This window comes from Pseudomonas sp. SCA2728.1_7 (genome assembly GCF_018138145.1).
Lineage (GTDB): Bacteria > Pseudomonadota > Gammaproteobacteria > Pseudomonadales > Pseudomonadaceae > Aquipseudomonas > Aquipseudomonas koreensis_A.
In genome coordinates, this window is record NZ_CP073104.1 from 1910401 (window position 1) to 1932183 (window position 21783).

Sequence of the window (21783 nt, forward strand, 5' to 3'; positions counted from 1 at the left end):
AAGGGCAAAATTGCATCCGGTGTCCTCGTCTAATATGGCTAAGCTGCATCAGCAGAGGCTTTTATCGGCTCGGGATCGGGAATTACCGGAGCGTTTATGCGTTGGGCCTTGGGGGCACTACTGGCAATCAGCCTGAGCGTGAGGGCAGCGGAAACCCCGTTGCGCTTCGCCATGCCCGACAGCTGGGCGATGCCGATGGTGCAATACGAACGCGGCCGCCCGACCCAGGGCATCCTCTATGACCTGATGCTCAGCCTCACCACCCAGGTCGGCGTACCGGCCGAGTTTCACGTCCTGCCCCGCGGCCGCGTGCAGAGCGCCATGGAACATGGCGAGATCGACGTGCGCTGCTATGCCGCACAGTCGTGGCTGCCGAATCAGTCGGGGGACTACATCTGGAGTCTGCCGTTGTTCTTCCAGCGCGATCTGTTGATCAGGCGCAAGGATCAACCTGCCAGTGTCGTCCCCGCGCATTTGCCCCGCCAATCCATCGGCACCGTTCTGGGCTACACCTACCCTACCCTGCAACCGCTGTTCGACGCTGATCGGCTGCAACGTGAAGATGCGCGCAATCAGGAGCAGGTGTTGGAGAAGCTGCTGGCCGGGCGTTATCGCTATGCGGTGAGCAATCAGTGGACGCTGGACTGGTTTAACCAGCGCTTGATGCCTGAGGAGCAACTGCAAGGGGTCGCGGTGTTGCAGGAGCAGAAAGTCGGCTGCTATGTGAGGAATGATCCGAAAGTGCCGGTGCAGCGGATTTTGCGCACGTTGTTGCGGATGAAAATGTCGGGGGAGATTGATGAGATTATCCGGCTCTATACCGGGTCCTCTGAAGCCACCCCATAACCCCTTGTAGGAGTGAGCCTGCTCGCGATGGCGTCCTGTCAGCCAATAATGAATTAACTGATCCACCGCCATCGCGAGCAGGCTCACTCCTACAGGGGATTTGTGTCGGATTCATAAATCGCAGACACAAAAAAACCGCAGTGGGCGAAACCCATGCAGTTCGATTGAAGCGTTCGATTGTTCGTTAAGGTGGTAACCCCACCAGCCACACCCCGGCACACAATGTTCCCGCTGTGGCTGCTGCCTTCCGGCTCTGACCAGGTTCACGGGTAATCGTTGCGGGGGGACCGATGGGGTCACCATAACGACGCTTGCCTGTCGGCGAGCCGCGCCATTGTACCTATCTGAGACGAAGTTACAACCGTTGGTTGCAGATTAAAAATATGAATTGCTTCAAGGACATAAAGATCGCAGCCCACGCCAGTGCCTACAGGGCCAACACCTCATCCGCCCTGCCGCCCGCCTGCTGGATCACCAGATGAATGAAGTGCAGCTTGGCAATCGCCGGCGCCGGCAGCACGAACGGGTAGAAATCCGGCTGGCCCATGCTGCGTGACAGCTCATTGAGCATCCCCGCCAGTTCGATCCACGCGTTGACGAACGACAGGAACGCCTCGCCACCGGGATGCTCCGGATCGTACAGCGTGCTGGTGGGAAACGGCTTGTAATCAAAATCCATTTCCCGCGCGCTCATGCCGAAGCCCAGCGCCGTGTCCACCGCGTCCATCATGTGCAGGTAATGCGCCCAGGTTTCCGCCCAGTCTTCCCACGGGTGCATGGTCGCGTAGGCGCTGACGTAGTGCTGCGGCCAGTCCAGCGGTGCGCCTTGCTGATAGTGACGGTCCAGCGCCTCGGCGTAACTGGCGCGTTCGTCGCCGAACAGGCTGCGGAATGAATCGAGCCAGGGGCCGTTGGCGATCAGGCGATCCCAGTAATAGTGGCCGACCTCATGGCGAAAATGCCCGAGCAGTGTGCGATAGGGTTCATGCATCGCCGCCCTCACCTGCTCACGGTGGGCATCGTCGGCTTCTTTGATGTCGAGGGTGATCAGGCCGTTGGCGTGGCCGGTCATCGGTGCGTTGCCTTCGAGGTCGACGCCAATGAAGTCGAACGCCAACCCGGTGTCTTCATCGACGCTTTTCGGGATGACTTGCAGGCCGAGGGTGATCAGTTGCGCGACGAGGCGACGCTTGGCGATTTCGACTTTACGCCAGCGCTCGGGGTTGTCTGGATCGGACAAGTCGGGGATGGTGCGATTGAGGCTGCAGGCGACGCACAGGCTGTCGTGATCGTTGGCCGGCAGCAGCCAGTTGCACGCGGCGGGCGTGTCGAGGTTGGCGCAGCGGCGGAACAATCCCGAGTCGGGATCGGCGTCGAGCGTCCAGGTGCCCTCGTACGGCCCGGGCTGCAGCGAAGTCAGGCGACTTTCTTCCGGTTGATAACCGAGTAAAGCGTTACAGGCCAGGCACTGGCTGTTGCGAAAGAACAGCGACTGGCCGCAGCGGCACGGCCAGACTTTGCTGTTGCGTGAGGATTCGCCCATGAACGGCGCGATGATGCGGGAACTGAGCTGCTCGAAAAAGCGGTGCATGGCGATCTCTCCCTGGGGCTTGCCAAGACTAGATCATTCCCATGACAACATCGTTCCCGCGCTTTGCTGATCGTTCCAACGCTCTGCGTGGGAATGCATCCAGTGACGCTCTGCGTCACAGCGGACGCGGAGCGTCCGGAGCGGCATTCCCACGCGGGAGCGTGGGAACGATCAGACGTTCAGGCCGTGGGTTTTGAGGAAGGCGATGAAGGTTTCTTCGTCCATCACCTTCACGCCCAGCTCATTGGCCTTGGTCAATTTGGAACCGGCACCGGGGCCTGCCACGACGCAATGAGTCTTCGCCGACACCGAACCCGCGACTTTGGCGCCCAGGCTTTCCAGATGCTCCTTGGCGACATCACGGCTCATCAGCTCAACCTTGCCGGTCAGCACCCAGGTCTGCCCGGACAGCGGCAAGCCCTCGACGACTTTCTTCTCGCTCTGCCAGTGCATGCCGAATTCACGCAGTTGCTTCTCGGAGGCCTCAGCCAGTTGCCGGTTCTCAGGCAGCGCAAAAAACTCGCGCACCGAATTGGCCTGCTTCTCCGGCAACGCCTGACGCATGTCCAGCCAGTCAGCATTCATCACCGCTTCCAGCGAACCAAACTTGTCCGCCAGCTTCTGCGCGCCACCGGGGCCGACCGAAGGAATGTGCAGCTTGTCGAGGAAACCACCGAGCGTGGTGCTGGCGGCAAACTCGGCGCCCAGCTCACCCTGGTCCTGAATCTGCAAACCATGGCCGAGCAATTCGGTAATCACCTGCTGGTTATGCGCATCTTCAAAGAAGCTGTGAATCTCGTGCGCCACTTCCAGCCCGACGTCCGGCAGGTAGGTCAGCACTTGCGGCAGCGCCTGCTGCACACGCTCCAGCGAACCCAGCGAGCGCGCCAGCACCTTGGCCGTCTCTTCGCCGACATCGGGAATCCCCAGCGCATAGATGAAGCGCGCCAGCCCCGGCTTCTTGCTGTCTTCAATGGCCGCGAGCAACTTGTTGCTGGAGACTTCGGCAAAGCCTTCCAGATCGACGATGTCATCAAACTTCAGCGCATACAGATCCGCCGGCGAACTGACCAGACCTTCATCGACCAGTTGCTCGACGCTCTTGTCGCCCAGACCTTCGATGTCCATCGCGCGGCGCGAGACGAAGTGAATGATCGCCTGCTTCAGTTGCGCGCCACAGGCCAGACGGCCGACGCAGCGATAAACCGCGCCTTCACTGACGGTTTCCTTGCCCTTGCTGCGCTTGATCAGTTGCGTGCGCTCGACGTGCGAACCACAGACCGGACAGCTTTCCGGGATCGCCACTGGCCGTGCGTTTTCCGGACGGCGATCCATGACCACTTGCACCACTTGCGGAATCACATCACCGGCACGGCGGATGATCACGGTGTCGCCGATCATCAGGCCCAGGCGCGCGACTTCATCCATGTTGTGCAGCGTGGCGTTGGCCACGGTGACGCCGGCAACCTTCACCGGTTTCAGACGCGCCACCGGGGTGACAGCACCGGTACGACCGACCTGGAATTCCACGTCGAGCAGCTCGGTGAGTTCTTCCATCGCCGGGAATTTATGCGCAATCGCCCAACGCGGTTCGCGAGCGCGGAAGCCCAGTTCGCGCTGATCGGCAATGCTGTTGACCTTGAACACCACACCGTCGATTTCATAGGTCAGCGAGTTTCGACGCTCACCGATGTCGCGGTAGTAATCCAGGCATTCGCCGATACCCTTGGCCAGTTTCAGTTCGTGACTGATCGGCATGCCCCACTTCTGCAGTTGCTTTAGGTTGCCGATGTGGGTGTCGGCAATATCGTGGGAAACCTGACCGATGCCGTAGCAGCAGAATTCCAGCGGACGGTTGGCGGTGATCTTCGAATCGAGCTGGCGCAAGCTGCCGGCAGCGGCGTTGCGCGGGTTGGCGAAGGTCTTGCCGCCAACTTCCAGTTGCGAGGCATTAAGGCGTTCGAAACCGGCCTTGGACATGAACACTTCACCGCGAACTTCCAGGGTCGCCGGCCAGCCCTCGCCGTGCAGCTTCAGCGGAATATTGCGCACGGTACGCACGTTGACGCTGATATCTTCGCCGGTGGTGCCGTCGCCGCGGGTGGCGCCACGTACCAGCACGCCATCCTGATAGAGCAGGCTGACCGCCAGGCCATCGAGTTTCGGCTCACAGCTGTATTCCACCGTCGCACTGCCGCCGAACAAATCGCCAACCGGCAGATCCAGACCTTCAGTGACGCGGCGATCGAACTCGCGCATGTCGCTTTCTTCGAAGGCGTTGCCGAGGCTGAGCATCGGCACTTCGTGACGCACCTGGGTGAACGCGGTCAGCGCCACGCTGCCAACGCGCTGGGTCGGCGAATCACTGGTGATCAATTCCGGATTGGCCGCTTCCAGTGCCTTGAGCTCGTGGAACAACCGGTCGTACTCGGCGTCCGGAATGCTCGGCTCGTCGAGGACGTGATAACGGTAGTTGTGCTGATCGAGTTCAGCGCGTAGCTCGAGAATGCGGTTTTTGGCGGCGGTCATGGGGTGTTCTCTCATAAAGCAAAAGAGCAGCCGAGGCTGCTCTAATTCATCTATCTGTGGCAGCAGAAGCAAAAGATCGCAGCCTTCGGCAGCCCCTACAGACATCGCATTCCTGTAGGAGCTGTCGAGTGAAACGAGGCTGCGATCTTTTGATCTTGGCCTTAGCGCTTCTGGGTCAGGGCGCGACGTTCGAATTCAACGATGCGCTGACGGTAGTGCTCAATCGTTTGTGCGGTCAGAACGCTGCGCTGGTCATCTTTCAGCTCACCGTTCAGTTCCTGCGACAGCTTGCGGGCTGCGGCCACCATCACATCGAAGGCCTGCTTCGGATGGCGCGGGCCTGGCAGGCCGAGGAAGAAGCTCACCGCCGGGGTGCTGAAATGGTCGATGTCGTCCAGATCAAAGATGCCCGGCTTGACCGCATTGGCCATGGAGAACAGCACTTCACCGTTGCCGGCCATGCTTTCGTGGCGGTGGAAAATATCCATCTCGCCAAAACGCAGACCGCTTTCGAGAATGTTCTGCAACAGCGCCGGGCCTTTGAAGCCGGCAGCGTCGCGGCAGATCACGCTGATCACCAGCACTTCTTCAGCTTGCGGCTGGTCTTTGTCGACCACCGCCGGCGAAGGCTTGCTGTCGTCAGCGAAATCGTCGTCACGGCTGCTGAAGCTCGGGCCGCCGTCCAGATCCAGGTCGAGGTTCAGGTCGCCCTGAGCCGGACCGTTGCTGCCACGCTTGCCACGTTTCGAGCCGGATTCGCGAGGCTCGCGTGCTTCGCGGGCCGGCATGCTCACCGACGGCAGGTCGTGTTCGTCCAGCTGTGGTTCTTTATGGTTGTCCAGTACACGGGCCGGGCCCAACAGCTCAGCGCTGGTGTCCTCGTCCGGCAGGTTGGACAGACTTCGGTCAAGACGGAATTTCAGTTTTCCCTTGCCGCCGCGCATACGGCGCCAGCCATCGAAAAGAATACCGGCTATCACAATGATGCCGATGACGATCAGCCACTCGCGCAGACCGATTTCCATGTAATCCCGTGCCTCTATAAAAAATGCTGAAAAATAAGGGGTTTACATTGTGCAAACCGCTTTAAAACGTGGCGCCAACTCTATGTTCTGACAGGCGTTTTGCCCACGTATACGAAAAATTGACATTAAACTAGCACGACCAAAGACAACTTTACACCGTCTGTCTCATTGGCTTGCGCGAATATGTCGATTGGCCAGCAAGTCGAACCCGGTAAAAAAGTCCTACAACCCTCAATTACCTTTCCGACACCACGCTGGCTCAGGCGTCCACCATCGCCATCGCCTCCTCGACATCCACGGCCACCAGTCGCGAACAACCCGGTTCATGCATCGTTACGCCCATCAACTGCTCGGCCATTTCCATGGCGATCTTGTTGTGGGTGATATAGATGAACTGCACGGTCTGCGACATCTCTTTGACCAAGCGTGCGTAGCGTCCAACGTTAGCGTCATCCAGTGGCGCGTCAACCTCATCGAGCATGCAGAACGGCGCCGGGTTCAATTTGAAGATGGCAAACACCAGTGCCAGCGCGGTCAAGGCTTTTTCCCCGCCGGAGAGCAAATGGATGGTGCTGTTCTTCTTCCCTGGCGGCTGCGCCATGATCGTTACCCCTGTATCGAGTAGATCTTCGCCCGTCAGTTCCAAATACGCGCGCCCGCCACCGAAAACTTTTGGAAAAAGTGCCTGTAAACCACCGTTGATCTGATCAAAGGTATCTTTGAAACGGTTACGGGTTTCCTTGTCGATCTTGCGAATGACGTTTTCAAGCGTCTCCAGTGCTTCGACCAGATCGGCGTCTTGAGCATCCAGATAACGTTTACGCTCGGACTGTTGCGTGTATTCATCGATGGCCGCGAGGTTGATCGCGCCCAGGCGCTGTATCCGCGCGTTGATGCGTTCGAGTTCGTCTTCGGCTTCGCGTTCACTGGCTTGCGCGGTTAATGTCGCGAGCACGCCATTCAGATCGTAGCCGTCCTCGAGCAGTTGATCCTGCAAGGCCTTGCGGCGCACGGTCAGCGCTTGCCATTCCATACGCTGCTGTTCGAGTTGGCCGCGAATCAGCTGCGATTGCTGCTCGGCCTGAGTCCGGCGTTTTTCCGCGTCGCGCAATTCGCGGTCGGCGTCTTCGAGGGCGATCTGCGCGGTCTTGAGTTCTTCGTCGACGGTCATGCGCTTGTCGAGCAGTTCTTCGAGCTTCAGGCGCAGCTCTTCCAGCGGCGCCTCGCCCTCCTCCAGATTGAGACTCAACTGTTCGCGCTTTTCAGTGAGGCGCTCGGCCTGCATTTCCAGACGCTCAAGCGCCTGACGCGTGGAGTCGTGCTGCGCGCGCAACGAGCCAAGACGCACGGCCAGTTGATGGGCGTGATCCTTGTGCTGCCGCGCCTCCTGGCGCACGCGGTCGAGGCGTTCGCGCAGGCTGTCGCGTTGGGCCAGCAGCAACTCACGCTGCTCGGTGTCCAGCGCCATGGCATCCAGCGCTTCCTGCAATTGCATGCGCGCTTCGCCGATCTGTTCGTGCTCGAGTTCGCGTTGCTCGCCGAGTTCGACCAGCTCTTCATCGAGGCGAGTACGACGCAGGGTCAACTGTTCAGCCTTGGCTTTACCGGCGGACAGCTGTGCTTTCAATTCGCCTTGCTGACGCGCTTCGTCTTGCAGCAAACGGCGCAAATGCTCGCGACCGTTTTCCTGCTGACGCTGTTGCGCGCGCAGGGTTTGCAGACGGGTTTCCATGGCCTCGACCGTGGCTTCTTTTTCTTCGCGCTCAAGGTGCAGCGCTTCGATTTCCTGACCCCGGGCGAGCATGCCGCTTTCTGCTTCGCTGGCGCGTCGTACGCGTAAAAAGTGCCGACCGACCCAGTAACCGTCGCGGCTGATCAGGCTCTCGCCAGCGCTCAACTGCCCGCGCAAGGCCAACGCCTGCTCAAGACTGTCGACCGGTTTGACCTGACCGAGCCACGGCGACAGATCGATCTGCGCGTCGACCTTGTCGAGCAAGCTGCCCGCCACGCGCACGCCATCGCTGGCCGGGCTGAGCAGGCGCAGATCGCCCTGAGTAAAACCGGACAAATCGAAGCCGCTGAAATCGTCGACCAGCACCGCTTGCAGGTCAGCGCCGAGCACGGTTTCCACCGCCAGTTCCCAACCGGCCTCGACCTTCAGGCCTTCGGCCAGACGTGGACGCTCGGCGAGATTGTGCTCCTTCAGCCATTCGGCGGTGCCGGTGCCCGGGTCGAGCGCGGCTTGCTGCAAAGCTTCGAGGGATGCGAGGCGACCATTGAGGCGCTGCAAATCGCCCTGCGCCTGTTGCTGCGCGGTCAACGCCTGCTGCAATTCCTGTCGCAGTTGTTCGAGTTTTTCGACCTGCGCTTCTTCGCTGGTCTGCAAATCTTCGAGGGTCGCTTCGGACTCGGCGAGCTGCTCATTGAGTTCCATGATCGCCGCGTCTTCCGGGTCGGCCGAAAGTAACGCGCGCTCTTCGCCGAGACGCTTTTGCCGATCAGCGAGACGCTCCATGCTGGTTTCCAGCTGCTGGATACGCGACTGCTGCACTTCGGCCTGACGACGCGGTTCGGCGGCGGTCAGGTTGAAGGCGTCCCACTGTTCCTGCCAGCCGTGCATCACGGATTCGGAGTCTTCCAGCGCAGCGGCGGCTTCTTCGGCGGCGGCGCTGGTGACTTCCTGCTCGGGGGTGAGCATGTCCAGCTCTTCGCCGAGGGTCAGCAGCAACGTGCGGTCGTGGCCCAGATGGGATTCGGTTTCCAGGCGTGCACGTTCGGCTTCTTTCAAGTCGTCCTGCAACTGCCGCAGACGTTGCTGGCCGTGCTGGATACTTTGCTCGACCCGGGCGATGTCGCCGCCGACCGAATAGAAGCGCCCCTGCACCAGATTGAAGCGTTCGGACAGGTCATGGTGACCGTCGCGCAGGCGCTCGATGGCCGCGTCAGCATTACGCTGCTCGGCGACCAGCGCTTCGAAACTGATTTCCTGGGTGCCGATGATCGACTCGCGCTGGCCAACCTGATCATTCAGATCCTGCCAGCGAAGGGCCGACAGTTGCGCCTTGAGCTGACGCTCCTCGGCTTTGAATTCTTGGTACTTCTTCGCCGCTTCGGCCTGACGGTGCAGGCGTTCGAGTTGACGTTCCAGTTCGTCGCGCAGGTCGGTCAGACGCGCGAGGTTTTCGTGGGTGCGGCGGATGCGGTTTTCAGTCTCGCGGCGGCGCTCTTTATATTTCGAGATGCCGGCCGCTTCTTCGATGAAATTACGCAGGTCTTCGGGCTTGGATTCGATCAGCTTGGAGATCATCCCCTGCTCGATGATCGAATAGCTGCGCGGGCCGAGACCGGTGCCGAGGAAAATATCGGTGATATCGCGGCGACGGCACTTGGTGCCGTTGAGGTAATACGTGGTCTGGCTGTCGCGGGTGACTTTGCGGCGAATGGAAATCTCGGCATAGGCGGCGTACTCGCCCAGCAGCGTGCCGTCGGAGTTGTCGAAGACCAGCTCGATGCTGGCCTGACTCACCGGTTTACGGCTGGTCGAACCGTTGAAGATGACGTCGGTCATCGACTCGCCACGGAGGTTCTTCGCCGAACTTTCGCCCATCACCCAGCGTACGGCGTCGATGATGTTCGACTTGCCGCAACCGTTCGGCCCGACGACCGCCGCCATGTTACTGGGGAAGTTCACCGTGGTCGGGTCGACGAAGGATTTGAATCCCGCCAGTTTGATGCACTTGAGCCGCACGCTTAGGCAACCGTCAGGGCGGAAACCACCAGATCGCAGCTGCGCTGGGCGTAAGCCGTCAGCACGATGCGGATCTGCGGCAAATCACGGGCAAGCACGGCGGCGAGCAGGCGTTCGAACAGTTCGAGGAACTCGCTCATTGAAGCCTTGCGCTGTTCGAGGGCGAGGAAGTAAGCACGACTCATCGCCGGCTGCAGATTCTCGACCGTCTCTTGCAGGTACGGGTTATTGGCGAACGGATAGGCGGCGCGCATCACGCTGAAGCTGTCGTCGACGAAGCTGCGGATATCCTGGCGCTCGTAGCTGGCGGTGAGGCGCTGCTGGATCTGCACGAACGGCGCCATGTCCGACTGCACTTGCCAGCCATTGGCCACCGAGTTGCCGAGCAAAATGTACAGCTCGCTCATCAGCGTGCACAGGCTCTGCACCTTGTGCGGCGTCAGCTCGGTGACATGCGCGCCACGACGCGGCAGGATCGCGATCAGGTGACGGCGTTCGAGGATCAGCAAGGCTTCGCGGACCGAACCGCGGCTGACATTGAGGGCCAGCGTGACCTTCTGTTCCTGGATGCGCTCTCCCGGCTTCATTTCGCCACGAATGATGCGTTCGGCGAGGTGGTGAGCGATTTGCTCGGCGAGGCTGTCCGGCGCCTTGAACGTCATGGTTGTCCTTCAAACTCTATCGATCTGCACAAGCGGCGCAGTGTAGCGCAAATGCACGGTCATGGCGGAGTGCCCACTCAGCGGTTTTTGGCACGAATCCCGCAGTTTTCTTTAGAAAACCAAACAAAAAACCAGGCTGACCAATGAAGGTCAATACTGAATAGACACGTTGTTGATCGACGAAATGGATTTTCCTGACCTTTAAGTCAGAAAACCATTGACCGAAAAGTCAGACCTGCTAAATTCGGCTCAAGTCGGTTAACAACAATAATGAGTCTGCGAGGCCTTCCGTGATCCAGTTTTTACTTAACCAGGAACTCCGTAGCGAGCACGCCCTGGACCCGAATCTGACTGTGCTCAATTACCTGCGTGAACACGTGGGTAAATCGGGCACCAAAGAAGGTTGCGCCAGCGGTGACTGCGGCGCCTGCACCGTGGTGGTCGGTGAGTTGCAAACGGATGACGCTGGCCGCGAACACATTCGCTATCGCAGCCTCAACTCGTGCCTGACCTTTGTCTCGTCGCTGCATGGCAAACAATTGATCAGCGTCGAAGACCTCAAGCACCAAGGAGAACTGCACAGCGTGCAGAAAGCCATGGTCGAGTGCCATGGCTCGCAGTGCGGCTTCTGCACCCCCGGTTTCGTCATGTCGCTGTTCGCCCTGCAGAAGAATAGCGATGCACCGGATCAGGCCAAGGCTCACGAAGCACTGGCCGGTAACCTCTGCCGCTGCACCGGCTACCGCCCTATTCTGGCGGCTGCCGAGCAATCGTGCTGCGGCAAGCAATCGGATCAGTTCGATGCCCGCGAAGCGGACACCATCGCGCGCCTGAAAGCCATCGCGCCGACCGATATCGGCGAACTCAATAGCGGCGACAAACGCTGCCTGGTGCCGCTGACCGTCGCTGATCTGGCCGATCTCTACGACGCGTACCCACAAGCACGGCTGCTCGCTGGCGGCACCGACTTGGCGCTGGAAGTCACCCAGTTTCACCGCACCCTGCCGGTGATGATCTACGTCGGCAACGTCGCGGAAATGAAGCGCATCGAAACCTTCGATGACCGCATCGAAATCGGCGCCGCCACCGCCCTCTCCGACTGCTACGAAGCATTGAATGCCGAGTACCCGGACTTCGGCGAGCTGCTGCACCGCTTCGCCTCGTTGCAAATCCGTAACCAGGGCACCCTCGGCGGCAACATCGGCAACGCCTCGCCGATTGGTGACTCGCCACCGCTGCTGATCGCCCTCGGCGCGCAGGTGGTGCTGTGCAAAGGCGAAACCCGCCGCACCCTGAACCTCGACGATTACTTCATCGATTACAAAGTCACTGCCCGTCAGGAAAGTGAATTCATCGAGAAGATCATCGTGCCGCGCGCCACTGCCGAGCAGTTGTTCCGCGCCTACAAAGTCTCCAAGCGTCTGGACGATGACATCTCTGCCGTTTGCGCCGCGTTCAACCTGCGCGTGGAAAACGGCGTGATCACCGATGCGCGCATGGCGTTTGGCGGCATGGCCGCGATCCCGAAACGCGCCGCCCACTGCGAGGCCGCGCTGATCGGTGCGCCGTTCAATAACGCCGTGGTCGAACGCGCCTGTGCCGCGCTGGCCGAAGATTTCACCCCGCTCTCGGATTTCCGCGCCAGCAAGGAATATCGCCTGCTCAGCGCGCAGAACCTGCTGCGCAAATACTTCATCGAACTGCAAACACCGCACATCGAGACTCGGGTGACCGCTTATGTCTAACCATCACGGCGTAGAGAAAACTCAAGCTGAACTGGCTGAATTGTTCGCCAAGGATCTGACCTCCGGTGTCGGCCGCAGCGTCAAGCACGACAGCGCCGCCAAGCACGTGTCCGGTGAAGCGCAGTACATCGACGACCGCCTGGAATTTCCGAACCAACTGCACCTGTACGCACGCATGTCGGACCGCGCCCACGCAAAAATCATCAGCATCGATACGTCACCGTGCTACGCCTTCGAGGGCGTGCGCATCGCCATCACCCACGAAGACGTGCCGGGCCTGAAAGACATCGGCCCGTTGATGCCGGGCGACCCGCTGCTGGCCATCGATAACGTGCAGTTCGTCGGTCAACCGGTGCTGGCCGTCGCGGCGAAAGATCTGGAAACCGCGCGCAAAGCCGCGATGGCGGCGATCATCGAATACGAAGATCTCGAACCTGTGCTCGACGTGGTTGAAGCGCTGCGCAAACGCCACTTCGTGCTCGACAGCCACACCCATCAACGTGGTGATTCGGCCGGTGCATTGGCCACGGCTGAACACCGCATTCAAGGCACGCTGCACATCGGCGGCCAGGAACACTTCTATCTGGAGACGCAAATCTCCTCGGTAATGCCGACTGAAGACGGCGGCATGATCGTTTACTGCTCGACGCAGAACCCCACCGAAGTGCAAAAACTGGTCGCCGAAGTGCTCGACGTGTCGATGAACAAAATCGTCGTCGACATGCGCCGCATGGGCGGTGGTTTCGGTGGCAAGGAAACTCAAGCCGCCAGTCCGGCGTGCCTGTGCGCGGTGGTCGCGCACCTCACCGGCCAGCCGACCAAGATGCGCCTGCCGCGCGTCGAAGACATGCTGATGACCGGCAAGCGTCACCCGTTTTACGTCGAGTACGACGTCGGCTTCGACAGCACCGGGCGTCTGCACGGGATCAATATGGACCTGGCCGGCAACTGCGGCTGCTCGCCGGACTTGTCCGCCTCGATCGTTGACCGCGCGATGTTCCACTCGGACAACTCGTACTACCTCGGCGACGCGACCATCAACGGTCACCGCTGCAAGACCAACACCGCGTCGAACACCGCTTACCGTGGTTTCGGTGGCCCGCAAGGCATGGTCGCGATCGAAGAAGTGATGGACGCGATTGCCCGTCACCTGCAGCTTGATCCGCTCGCAGTACGCAAGGCCAACTACTACGGCAAGACCGAGCGCAACGTCACCCATTACTACCAGACCGTCGAGCACAACATGCTCGAAGAGATGACCGCTGAACTGGAAGAAAGCAGCCAGTATCACGAACGCCGCGAAGCAATTCGTCGCTACAACGCCAACAGCCCGATCCTGAAAAAAGGCCTGGCGCTGACCCCGGTGAAATTCGGCATTTCCTTCACCGCGAGTTTCTTGAACCAGGCCGGTGCGCTGATCCACATCTACACCGACGGCAGCATCCACCTGAACCACGGCGGCACGGAAATGGGCCAAGGCCTGAACACCAAAGTCGCGCAGGTCGTGGCCGAAGTGTTCCAGGTCGAAATCGATCGCGTGCAGATCACCGCGACCAACACCGACAAGGTGCCGAACACCTCGCCGACAGCGGCGTCCAGCGGCGCTGACCTGAACGGTAAAGCGGCGCAGAACGCGGCGGAAATCATCAAGAAACGCCTGATCGAATTCGCTGCGCGGCACTACAAAGTCACTGAAGAAGACGTTGAATTCCACAACGGCCACGTGCGGGTTCGCGACCACATCCTGACCTTTGAAGCACTGATCCAGCAGGCGTATTTCAATCAGGTGTCGCTGTCGAGCACTGGGTTCTACAAGACCCCGAAAATCTACTACGACCGCAGCCAGGCGCGTGGCCGTCCGTTCTACTACTTTGCCTTCGGCGCGGCGTGCTGCGAAGTGATCGTCGACACCCTGACCGGCGAGTACAAGATGCTGCGCACCGACATTCTTCACGACGTCGGCGCCTCGCTGAACCCGTCCATCGACATCGGTCAGGTCGAAGGTGGTTTCATCCAGGGCATGGGCTGGCTGACCATGGAAGAGCTGGTCTGGAACAACAAAGGCAAGCTGATGACCAACGGCCCGGCCAGCTACAAGATCCCAGCGGTGGCAGACATGCCGCTCGACCTGCGGGTGAAGTTGGTGGAAAACCGCAAGAACCCGGAAGACACGGTGTTCCACTCCAAGGCTGTCGGTGAACCGCCGTTCATGCTCGGGATTGCTTCGTGGTGTGCGATCAAGGATGCGGTGGCGAGCCTCGGTGATTACAAGCATCAGCCGCAGATCGATGCGCCGGCGACACCGGAGCGGGTGTTGTGGGGTTGCGAGCAGATGCGTCAGCTCAAGACTGTGAAAGCGGTTGCGGCTGAAACCGAGTTGGCTCCGCTGTAGGACCGAGGCGCGGCCATTCGCGAGCAGGCTCGCTCCCACATTTGGAATGCATTCCCCTGTGGGAGCGAGCCTGCTCGCGAAGAGGCCCGAACAGACAACGATGTTGTAGGGGTGAACTATGTACAACTGGATCGACGCCCTCGCCGACCTGCAGAACCAGGGTGAACCCTGCGTTCTGGTGACGATCATCGAAGAACTCGGCTCGACGCCACGCAACGCCGGCTCGAAAATGGTCATCAGCGCCAACCAGAGTTTCGACACCATCGGTGGCGGGCATCTGGAGTACAAAGCCATGCAGATTGCCCGCGAGATGCTCGCCAGCGGCAAGCAGGACACCCATCTGGAGCGCTTCAGCCTCGGCGCCAGCCTTGGCCAGTGCTGCGGCGGCGCTACCGTGTTGCTGTTCGAACCGATGGGCCAGGTGCAGGCGCAGATCGCCGTGTTCGGCGCCGGTCACGTTGGACGCGCCTTGGTGCCGCTGCTCGCCAGCCTGCCCTGCCGGGTGCGCTGGATCGATTCGCGTGATGCCGAATTCCCCGAACAGATCCCCCACGGCGTGCGTAAAATCGTCGCCGAAGAGCCTGTGGATGAAATCGATGAGCTGCCCGCCGGCAGTTACTGCATCGTCATGACCCACAACCATCAGCTCGACCTTGAACTCACTGCCGCGATTCTCAAACGCAACGACTTCGCCTACTTCGGCCTGATCGGTTCGAAGACCAAACGCGCGAAGTTCGAACACCGTCTGCGGGATCGCGGTTTCGACAGCGGCGTCGTGCAACGCATGCGCTGCCCGATGGGCATCGGCGAAGTCAAAGGCAAATTGCCTGTGGAAATCGCCATCTCCATCGCCGGCGAAATCATCGCCACCTACAACGCCAACTTCGGCCAGCAAACTGCCAGCGCCGAACCGATTGCCAAACTGCTGCCAGTTTCGCGGCGCAGTCAGGCGACCAAACTCAAAGCCTCAAACTGATTAGAGAACCCTCATGCCTCTGACTCGCAAAGCCTACCGCGCCGCCATCCTGCACAGCATCGCCGACCCCGCCGAAGTCGGGATCGAAGCCTCCTACGAATATTTCGAGGATGGCCTGCTGGTGGTCGATGGCGGCAAGATCAGCGCCCTCGGCCACGCCAGTGATTTGCTGCCGACCCTGCCGGCGGACATCGAAATCGAGCACTACAAAGACGCGCTGATCACCCCGGGCTTCATCGACACGCACATTCACTTTCCGCAAACCGGCATGGTCGGTGCCTACGGCGAGCAACTGCTCGACTGGCTCAACACCTACACCTTCCCGTGCGAAAGCCAGTTCGGCGACAAGGCCCACGCCGACGAAGTCGCTGACATTTTCATCAAGGAACTGCTGCGCAACGGCACCACCACCGCGCTGGTGTTCGGCAGCGTGCACCCGCAGTCGGTGAACTCGTTGTTCGAAGCGGCCGAGAAGCTCGACCTGCGCATGATCGCCGGCAAGGTGATGATGGACCGCAACGCGCCGGATTATCTGACCGACACCGCCGAATCCAGCTACGTCGACAGCAAAGCGCTGATCGAGCGCTGGCATGGCAAGGGCCGCTTGCACTACGCAGTCACCCCGCGTTTCGCGCCGACCAGCACCCCGGAGCAACTGACCCTCGCCGGGCAACTGCTGACCGAATATCCGGATCTGTACATGCAGACCCACATCAGCGAGAACCTCAAGGAAATCGAGTGGGTCAAGGAGCTGTTCCCGGAGCGCAAGGGCTACCTCGACGTTTACGATCACTACAAACTGCTCGGCGAGCGCTCGCTATTCGCCCACGGCGTGCATCTGTGCGACGACGAATGCGCGCGTCTGGCAGAAACCGGTTCGGCGATCTCTTTCTGCCCGACTTCCAACTTCTTCTTGGGTAGCGGCTTGTTCAACCTGCCGATGGCCGAGAAGCACAAACTCAATGTCGGTCTGGGCACTGACGTCGGTGGCGGTACCAGTTTCTCGCTGCTGCAGACGCTGAACGAAGCGTACAAAGTGATGCAGTTGCAAGGTGCGCGACTGAGTCCGTTCAAGTCGCTGTACCTGGCGACACTGGGCGGTGCGCGAGCGCTGCGTCTGGAGGACAAGATCGGTAACCTGCAACCGGGTTCCGACGCTGACTTCCTGGTGCTGGATTACAACGCTACGCCGCTGCTGAGCTATCGCCTGAAGCAGGCCAACAACATTGCCGAGACGTTATTTGTGTTGATGACGCTGGGCGATGACCGCACGGTGCAGCAGACGTATGCGGCGGGGGCTTTGGTGCATCAGCGCTAAAATTTATCGTCGAAAAAAAATCCCCCAGCGCCTTTCAGCCTGGGGGATTTTTGTTGTCTGTCAGATTGCTATCGCGAGCAGGCTCACTCCTACAGTTGATCTTAGTTGTTCACACATTTTGTGGCCACTGAAGATCCAATGTAGGAGTGAGCCTGCTCGCGATGGGGCCAGCTCGGTCTAACTTAGAGCTTGGCCGCTGGGCGCCCAGGCTTCTTGGTCTGCAACAAATGCGAAAACACCGCATGCAGATCATCCGACGCGCCTTCCTCGTCGAGGTTGAGCTTGCTGTCGATGTGATCCATGTGATGCATCATCAAATTCACCGCCAGCTCGCCGTCGCGCTTCTCGATCGCGTCGATCAACTGGGTGTGTTCGTCATACGAGCAATGCGAGCGGTTGCCGCTTTCGTACTGGGCAATGATCAGCGATGTCTGCGAAACCAGACTGCGCTGGAAGCTGATCAACGGTGCGTTCATCGCCGCTTCCGCCAGTTTCAGGTGGAATTCGCCCGACAGACGAATACCGGCGCCGCGATCGCCACGGGAGAAGCTGTCGCGTTCATCGTTGACCATCTGGCGCAGCTCGGCGATTTGCTCGGCGGTGGCGTGTTGCACCGCCAGCTCGGTGATCGCGCGTTCGACCAGACGGCGGGCGAGAAACACCTGACGCGCCTCTTCCACACTCGGGCTGGCGACCACGGCGCCACGGTTCGGCCGCAACAGCACGACGCCTTCATGGGCCAGACGCGAGAGCGCGCGGCGAATGATGGTGCGGCTGACCCCAAAGATTTCCCCCAGCGCTTCTTCGCTCAATTTTGTGCCGGGCGCCAGACGCTGTTCGAGGATGGCCTCGAAAATATGCGCGTAGACAATATCGTCCTGGGTTCCGCTGCGGCCGGCTTTGCCTGCTCGCGGTTGTTTCTTGAGGGGTTGCAACTGTTCGTTCATGGGCACTCGAGTCGGGAGAACTGCGGCGAATAGACCGTGACTGTAATACGGCACAGTAGGTCGCTGGCAAGTATCGCGTAAAAAACAGCGCGATTGTACACAATGAAAGGTGGCAACACGACTGTACGGCTGTTTGTGACTTCGGCTGTATTGCAACGATCCGTTACGATTGAGTTTAGGCTTGATCGCAGAATCCGCCTTCAACGCACATTTCCCTGTAGGAGTGAGCCTGCTCGCGATTGCGGTGTGTCATTGGGCAATGTTGTGGCTGACCCACCGCAATCGCGAGCAGGCTCACTCCTACAAGGGTTTGCGTCATGGCGGGGATCTCCATTGGTATAAGGAACACCGTTGTCATGAACGACGCCACGCACACTCAACTTCGCCCTCTGGCCGACACTTCGCCCTCGGCCATCGTCGCCGGTTTCATCGCGATGATGACCGGCTACACCAGCTCCCTGGTGCTGATGTTCCAGGCCGGGCAAGCGGCGGGCCTGACCAGCGGGCAGATTTCTTCGTGGATCTGGGCGATTTCGATCGGCATGGCGGTGTGTTCGATCGGCCTGTCGCTGCGTTATCGCACGCCCATCACCATCGCCTGGTCGACCCCCGGCGCAGCGTTGCTGATCACCAGCCTCGGCGGCGTGAGCTATGGCGAGGCCATCGGCGCCTACATCACCTGCGCGGTGCTGGTGACGATCTGCGGGCTGACCGGCAGCTTCGAACGGCTGGTGAAAAAGATTCCGGCCTCTTTGGCGGCCGCATTGCTGGCAGGGATTCTGTTCAAGATCGGCAGCGAAATCTTCGTCGCCGCGCAGCACCGCACCGGGCTGGTGCTGGGGATGTTTTTCACTTATCTGCTGGTCAAACGCCTGTCGCCGCGTTATGCCGTGCTCGCGGCGCTGCTGATCGGCACCGCGCTGTCGGGCTTCATGGGATTGCTGGATTTCAGCGGCTTTCATCTGGAAGTGGCGACGCCGGTGTGGACCACGCCGCACTTCTCTCTAGCCGCGACCATCAGCATCGGCATTCCGTTGTTCGTGGTCGCGATGACTTCGCAGAACATGCCCGGCATCGCCGTGCTGCGCGCCGACGGCTACAACGTCCCGGCCTCGCCGCTGATCACCACCACCGGCATCGCTTCACTGTTGCTGGCGCCGTTCGGCTCCCACGGCATCAACCTCGCAGCGATCAGCGCGGCGATTTGCACCGGGCCGCATGCCCATGAAGATCGCAACAAGCGCTACACCGCTGCGGTCTGGTGCGGGATTTTCTACGGGATTGCCGGGGTGTTCGGCGCCACGTTGGCGGCGTTGTTTGCCGCGCTGCCAAAGGAACTGGTGCTGTCGATTGCGGCGTTGGCGTTGTTTGGTTCGATCATCAATGGTTTGAGCATTGCGATGACTGAGGTGAAGGAACGGGAAGCGGCGTTGATTACCTTTATGGTCACAGCGTCGGGGCTGACGCTGTTTTCCATTGGTTCGGCGTTTTGGGGGATTGTTGCGGGGGTTTTGACGTTGGTGATTTTGAATTGGCGCAAAGCGTAAGGTCAAAAGCCCCTCACCCTAGCCCTCTCCCCGAGGGAGAGGGGACTGACCGAGGTGTCTGGAAGACATACGCCGACGTGGGATACCGAGTTGAACTCAAATTTTGAAAAGCACACAAGTCGGCTCCCTCTCCCTCACTCCCGGAGGGAGAGGGGACTGACCGTGTTGGACGCGCGAGCTAAACCAAGACGAGATCCCGAGTCGAACTCGAATTTTGAAAAGCCCATAAATCGGCTCCCTCTCCAGGGGGAGAGGGCTGGGGTGAGGGGCAGACTCACCACAAATCCCAAACCGAACACCCAAACCCCAGACGAAAAAAAACGGCGACCCTCAGGTCGCCGTTTTTTTCAGTATCACTTAGCCGCGTTGATCGGCTTTTCCGGATACCAAACGTCCAGCAACGGGCTGACTTCATACTTGGTCAGCTCGGAGCGGGTTTTCAGCCAGGCTTCAACGGCAGCACGCTGCTCTTCGTTGACCGAGCCACGCTTCTGCAGGCAAACCAGACCGAAGTCGTCGCCGCCAACATAACCCAGACCATTGGCTTCCATGGCTTCTTTGATGAAGGCTTCGAGGAAAGCGTCAATGGCTTCTTCGGACAAGTCTTCTTTGAAGTCCAGGTTCAGTTCGAAACCCAGCTCTTGAAATTCATCAACGCACAGTTTTTTGCGCAGACGCTGGGAACGGTTAGTCGCCATTGGAACAATCCTCATAAGTATTAACGGCCGGCACTTTACCAGTTTAAGCCGTCGATTGCCCGCATCTCTGGCCCGTGAAGCCGACCGCCTGTAAAAAAATAACGTATTGGCCGGCCCGGACAAGGCACAAGCTGTAACACCTTGGGGCATAATGCCGACACTTTCATGACCGCTGAGGGCTTTTTCATCCATGTCCTCGTTATTTTCCCCTCGACTGTAGGGTTTTATTTCATATGATCAAATCGTTGCGTCCACTGTTGCTCGCCGGCCTTCTTCTGCCCCTGGCGCTGCCTGTTTCTGCTGCCACCATCAATACTTCCCTGACCCCCAACGTTGAAAAAGCCCTCAAGGCGAGCAAATTGCAGCCCAACGCCCTGTCGCTGGTGATGGTGCCGCTCGACGGCCCGGGCACGCCGACCGTGTTCAATGCCGACGTTTCGGTTAACCCGGCCTCGACCATGAAACTGGTGACTACCTACGCGGCGCTGGAAATGCTCGGCCCCAATCATCAGTGGAAGACCGAGTTCTACACCGACGGCGACCTCAATGGCGGCATCCTCAACGGCAACCTCTACCTCAAGGGTGGCGGCGATCCGAAGCTGAACATGGAAAAACTCTGGCTGCTGATGCGCGACCTGCGCGCCAACGGCGTGACCCAGATCACCGGTGACCTGATTCTCGACCGCAACTTCTTCGTGCAACCGCAACTGCCGGAATTCAACGATGACGGCAATGACGAGAACAAACCGTTCCTGGTCAAACCGGATTCGCTGCTGGTCAACCTCAAGGCCCTGCGCTTTGTTGCCCGTAATGACGGTGGCCGCGTGCTGATCTCGGTCGAACCGCCGATTGCCAGCATCCACATCGAAAACACCGTCAAAGCGCTGCCCTCCAAGCAATGCACCGGCGGCGTGCGCTACAACCCGGTGGCGCAACCCGATGGCAGCATGACCGTGACCGTGGCCGGCCAGTTGGGCGAAGGTTGCAGCTCGCAGACTTACCTGTCGCTGCTCGACCACGCGACCTACACCGCCGGCGCCGTGCGCGCGATCTGGAAAGAACTGGGTGGCAGCATTCAGGGCAAGGATCGCCTGGCGTCGACGCCGAGCAACGCCAAACTGCTCGCGCGTGCCTACTCGCCGGATCTGGCGGAGATCATCCGCGACATCAACAAATACAGTAACAACACCATGGCTCAGCAGTTGTTCCTGAGTCTTGGGCAGAAATTCCGCAACGATGCCGACGGTGATGACGCGAAAGCCGCACAACGTGTGGTGCGCCAGTGGATGGCGAAGAAAGGCATTACCGCACCGCACCTGGTGATGGAGAACGGCTCCGGCCTGTCCCGTGCTGAACGGGTCAGCGCCCGTGAAATGGCGAGCATGCTGCAAGCCGCCTGGCACAGCCCGTATGCCGCCGAGTACATCAGCTCGCTGCCGATCGCCGGCACCGACGGCACCATGCGCAAGCGTCTGAAAACCACGGCGATGCGCGGTGAGGCGCACGTCAAGACAGGTACTTTGAACACTGTGCGGGCGATTGCCGGTTTCAGCCGTGATATCAATGGCAATACCTGGGCGGTGGTGGCGATCCTCAACGACAAGGCACCGTTTGGCGCATCGTCGGTGCTCGATCAGGTGCTGCTGGATCTGTACAAGCAGCCGAAACTGGCGCAGACCGCTTCGGTCCTCTGATCACCGCGCCTCCTGTAGGAGTGAGCCTGCTCGCGATAGCGTCGGTCCCGATACATCGAGGTGAC

14 protein-coding genes and 1 other RNA gene are annotated in these 21783 nt (G+C 59.9%); 7 read left to right on the forward strand and 8 right to left on the reverse strand.

The window, feature by feature from the left end:
* Window positions 1-96: 96 nt before the first annotated feature.
* Window positions 97-846: a transporter substrate-binding domain-containing protein gene (locus tag KBP52_RS08395; protein ID WP_212622598.1), complete on the forward strand. Its 750-nt coding sequence runs from the start codon at window positions 97-99 to the stop codon at window positions 844-846.
* A gap of 196 nt (window positions 847-1042) precedes the next feature.
* Here KBP52_RS08395 and ffs read toward each other — a convergent pair.
* From ffs to KBP52_RS08425, 6 genes are all read right to left on the reverse strand, one after another.
* An RNA gene (gene ffs, locus KBP52_RS08400) (signal recognition particle sRNA small type) lies at window positions 1043-1139 on the reverse strand.
* Between the two features lie 134 nt (window positions 1140-1273).
* Complete coding sequence (locus KBP52_RS08405) at window positions 1274-2437, reverse strand: putative zinc-binding peptidase (protein ID WP_137218776.1); 1164 nt, start codon at window positions 2435-2437, stop codon at window positions 1274-1276.
* 171 nt (window positions 2438-2608) lie between these two features.
* Window positions 2609-4966: an NAD-dependent DNA ligase LigA gene (gene ligA, locus KBP52_RS08410; RefSeq protein WP_212622599.1), complete on the reverse strand. Its 2358-nt coding sequence runs from the start codon at window positions 4964-4966 to the stop codon at window positions 2609-2611.
* A 161-nt stretch (window positions 4967-5127) separates the two neighbouring features.
* Window positions 5128-5991 (reverse strand): cell division protein ZipA, encoded by an 864-nt coding sequence (gene zipA / locus KBP52_RS08415; protein WP_077571846.1) that lies wholly within the window; start codon window positions 5989-5991, stop codon window positions 5128-5130.
* Between the two features lie 259 nt (window positions 5992-6250).
* Window positions 6251-9739 carry a chromosome segregation protein SMC gene (gene smc, locus KBP52_RS08420; RefSeq protein WP_212622600.1) on the reverse strand — a complete coding sequence of 1163 codons (3489 nt, stop codon included), beginning with the start codon at window positions 9737-9739 and terminating at the stop codon, window positions 6251-6253.
* A gap of 2 nt (window positions 9740-9741) precedes the next feature.
* Entirely contained in the window at window positions 9742-10401 is a 660-nt protein-coding gene (locus KBP52_RS08425) for a GntR family transcriptional regulator (RefSeq protein ID WP_038365421.1), read from the reverse strand.
* 290 nt (window positions 10402-10691) lie between these two features.
* On the opposite strand from KBP52_RS08425, the gene xdhA reads away from it, so the two are divergent.
* The 4 genes from xdhA to guaD all read left to right on the forward strand — a co-directional run bounded on the left by xdhA (window position 10692) and on the right by guaD (window position 16832).
* Window positions 10692-12146: a xanthine dehydrogenase small subunit gene (xdhA, locus tag KBP52_RS08430; RefSeq protein WP_212622601.1), complete on the forward strand. Its 1455-nt coding sequence runs from the start codon at window positions 10692-10694 to the stop codon at window positions 12144-12146.
* Window positions 12139-14538: a xanthine dehydrogenase molybdopterin binding subunit gene (gene xdhB / locus KBP52_RS08435; protein ID WP_212622602.1), complete on the forward strand. Its 2400-nt coding sequence runs from the start codon at window positions 12139-12141 to the stop codon at window positions 14536-14538. The genes xdhA and xdhB overlap by 8 nt, the downstream gene beginning before the upstream one ends.
* A 118-nt stretch (window positions 14539-14656) precedes the next feature.
* A complete protein-coding gene (xdhC, locus tag KBP52_RS08440) occupies window positions 14657-15514 on the forward strand; it encodes a xanthine dehydrogenase accessory protein XdhC (RefSeq protein ID WP_077571842.1) in 858 nt (285 codons plus the stop codon).
* Window positions 15515-15527: 13 nt separating this feature from the next.
* Window positions 15528-16832, forward strand: coding sequence for a guanine deaminase (guaD, locus tag KBP52_RS08445; protein WP_212622603.1), 1305 nt, complete (start codon window positions 15528-15530; stop codon window positions 16830-16832).
* A 182-nt stretch (window positions 16833-17014) separates the two neighbouring features.
* On the opposite strand, the gene KBP52_RS08450 is transcribed toward guaD, so the two are convergent.
* The gene (locus KBP52_RS08450) at window positions 17015-17779 is read right to left on the reverse strand and encodes a GntR family transcriptional regulator (protein WP_007918375.1); all 765 of its coding nucleotides are present in this window, start codon (window positions 17777-17779) and stop codon (window positions 17015-17017) included.
* Between the two features lie 356 nt (window positions 17780-18135).
* Between KBP52_RS08450 and KBP52_RS08455 the strand changes: the two genes are divergently transcribed.
* Window positions 18136-19326, forward strand: a complete 1191-nt coding sequence (locus tag KBP52_RS08455) for a benzoate/H(+) symporter BenE family transporter (protein WP_123592776.1) — start codon at window positions 18136-18138, stop codon at window positions 19324-19326.
* Window positions 19327-19679: 353 nt separating this feature from the next.
* On the opposite strand, the gene KBP52_RS08460 is transcribed toward KBP52_RS08455, so the two are convergent.
* A complete protein-coding gene (locus KBP52_RS08460) occupies window positions 19680-20024 on the reverse strand; it encodes a YggL family protein (RefSeq protein ID WP_007916365.1) in 345 nt (114 codons plus the stop codon).
* 233 nt (window positions 20025-20257) lie between these two features.
* On the opposite strand from KBP52_RS08460, the gene dacB reads away from it, so the two are divergent.
* The gene (gene dacB, locus KBP52_RS08465; protein ID WP_212622604.1) at window positions 20258-21718 is read left to right on the forward strand and encodes a D-alanyl-D-alanine carboxypeptidase/D-alanyl-D-alanine-endopeptidase; all 1461 of its coding nucleotides are present in this window, start codon (window positions 20258-20260) and stop codon (window positions 21716-21718) included.
* Window positions 21719-21783 lie beyond the last annotated feature (65 nt).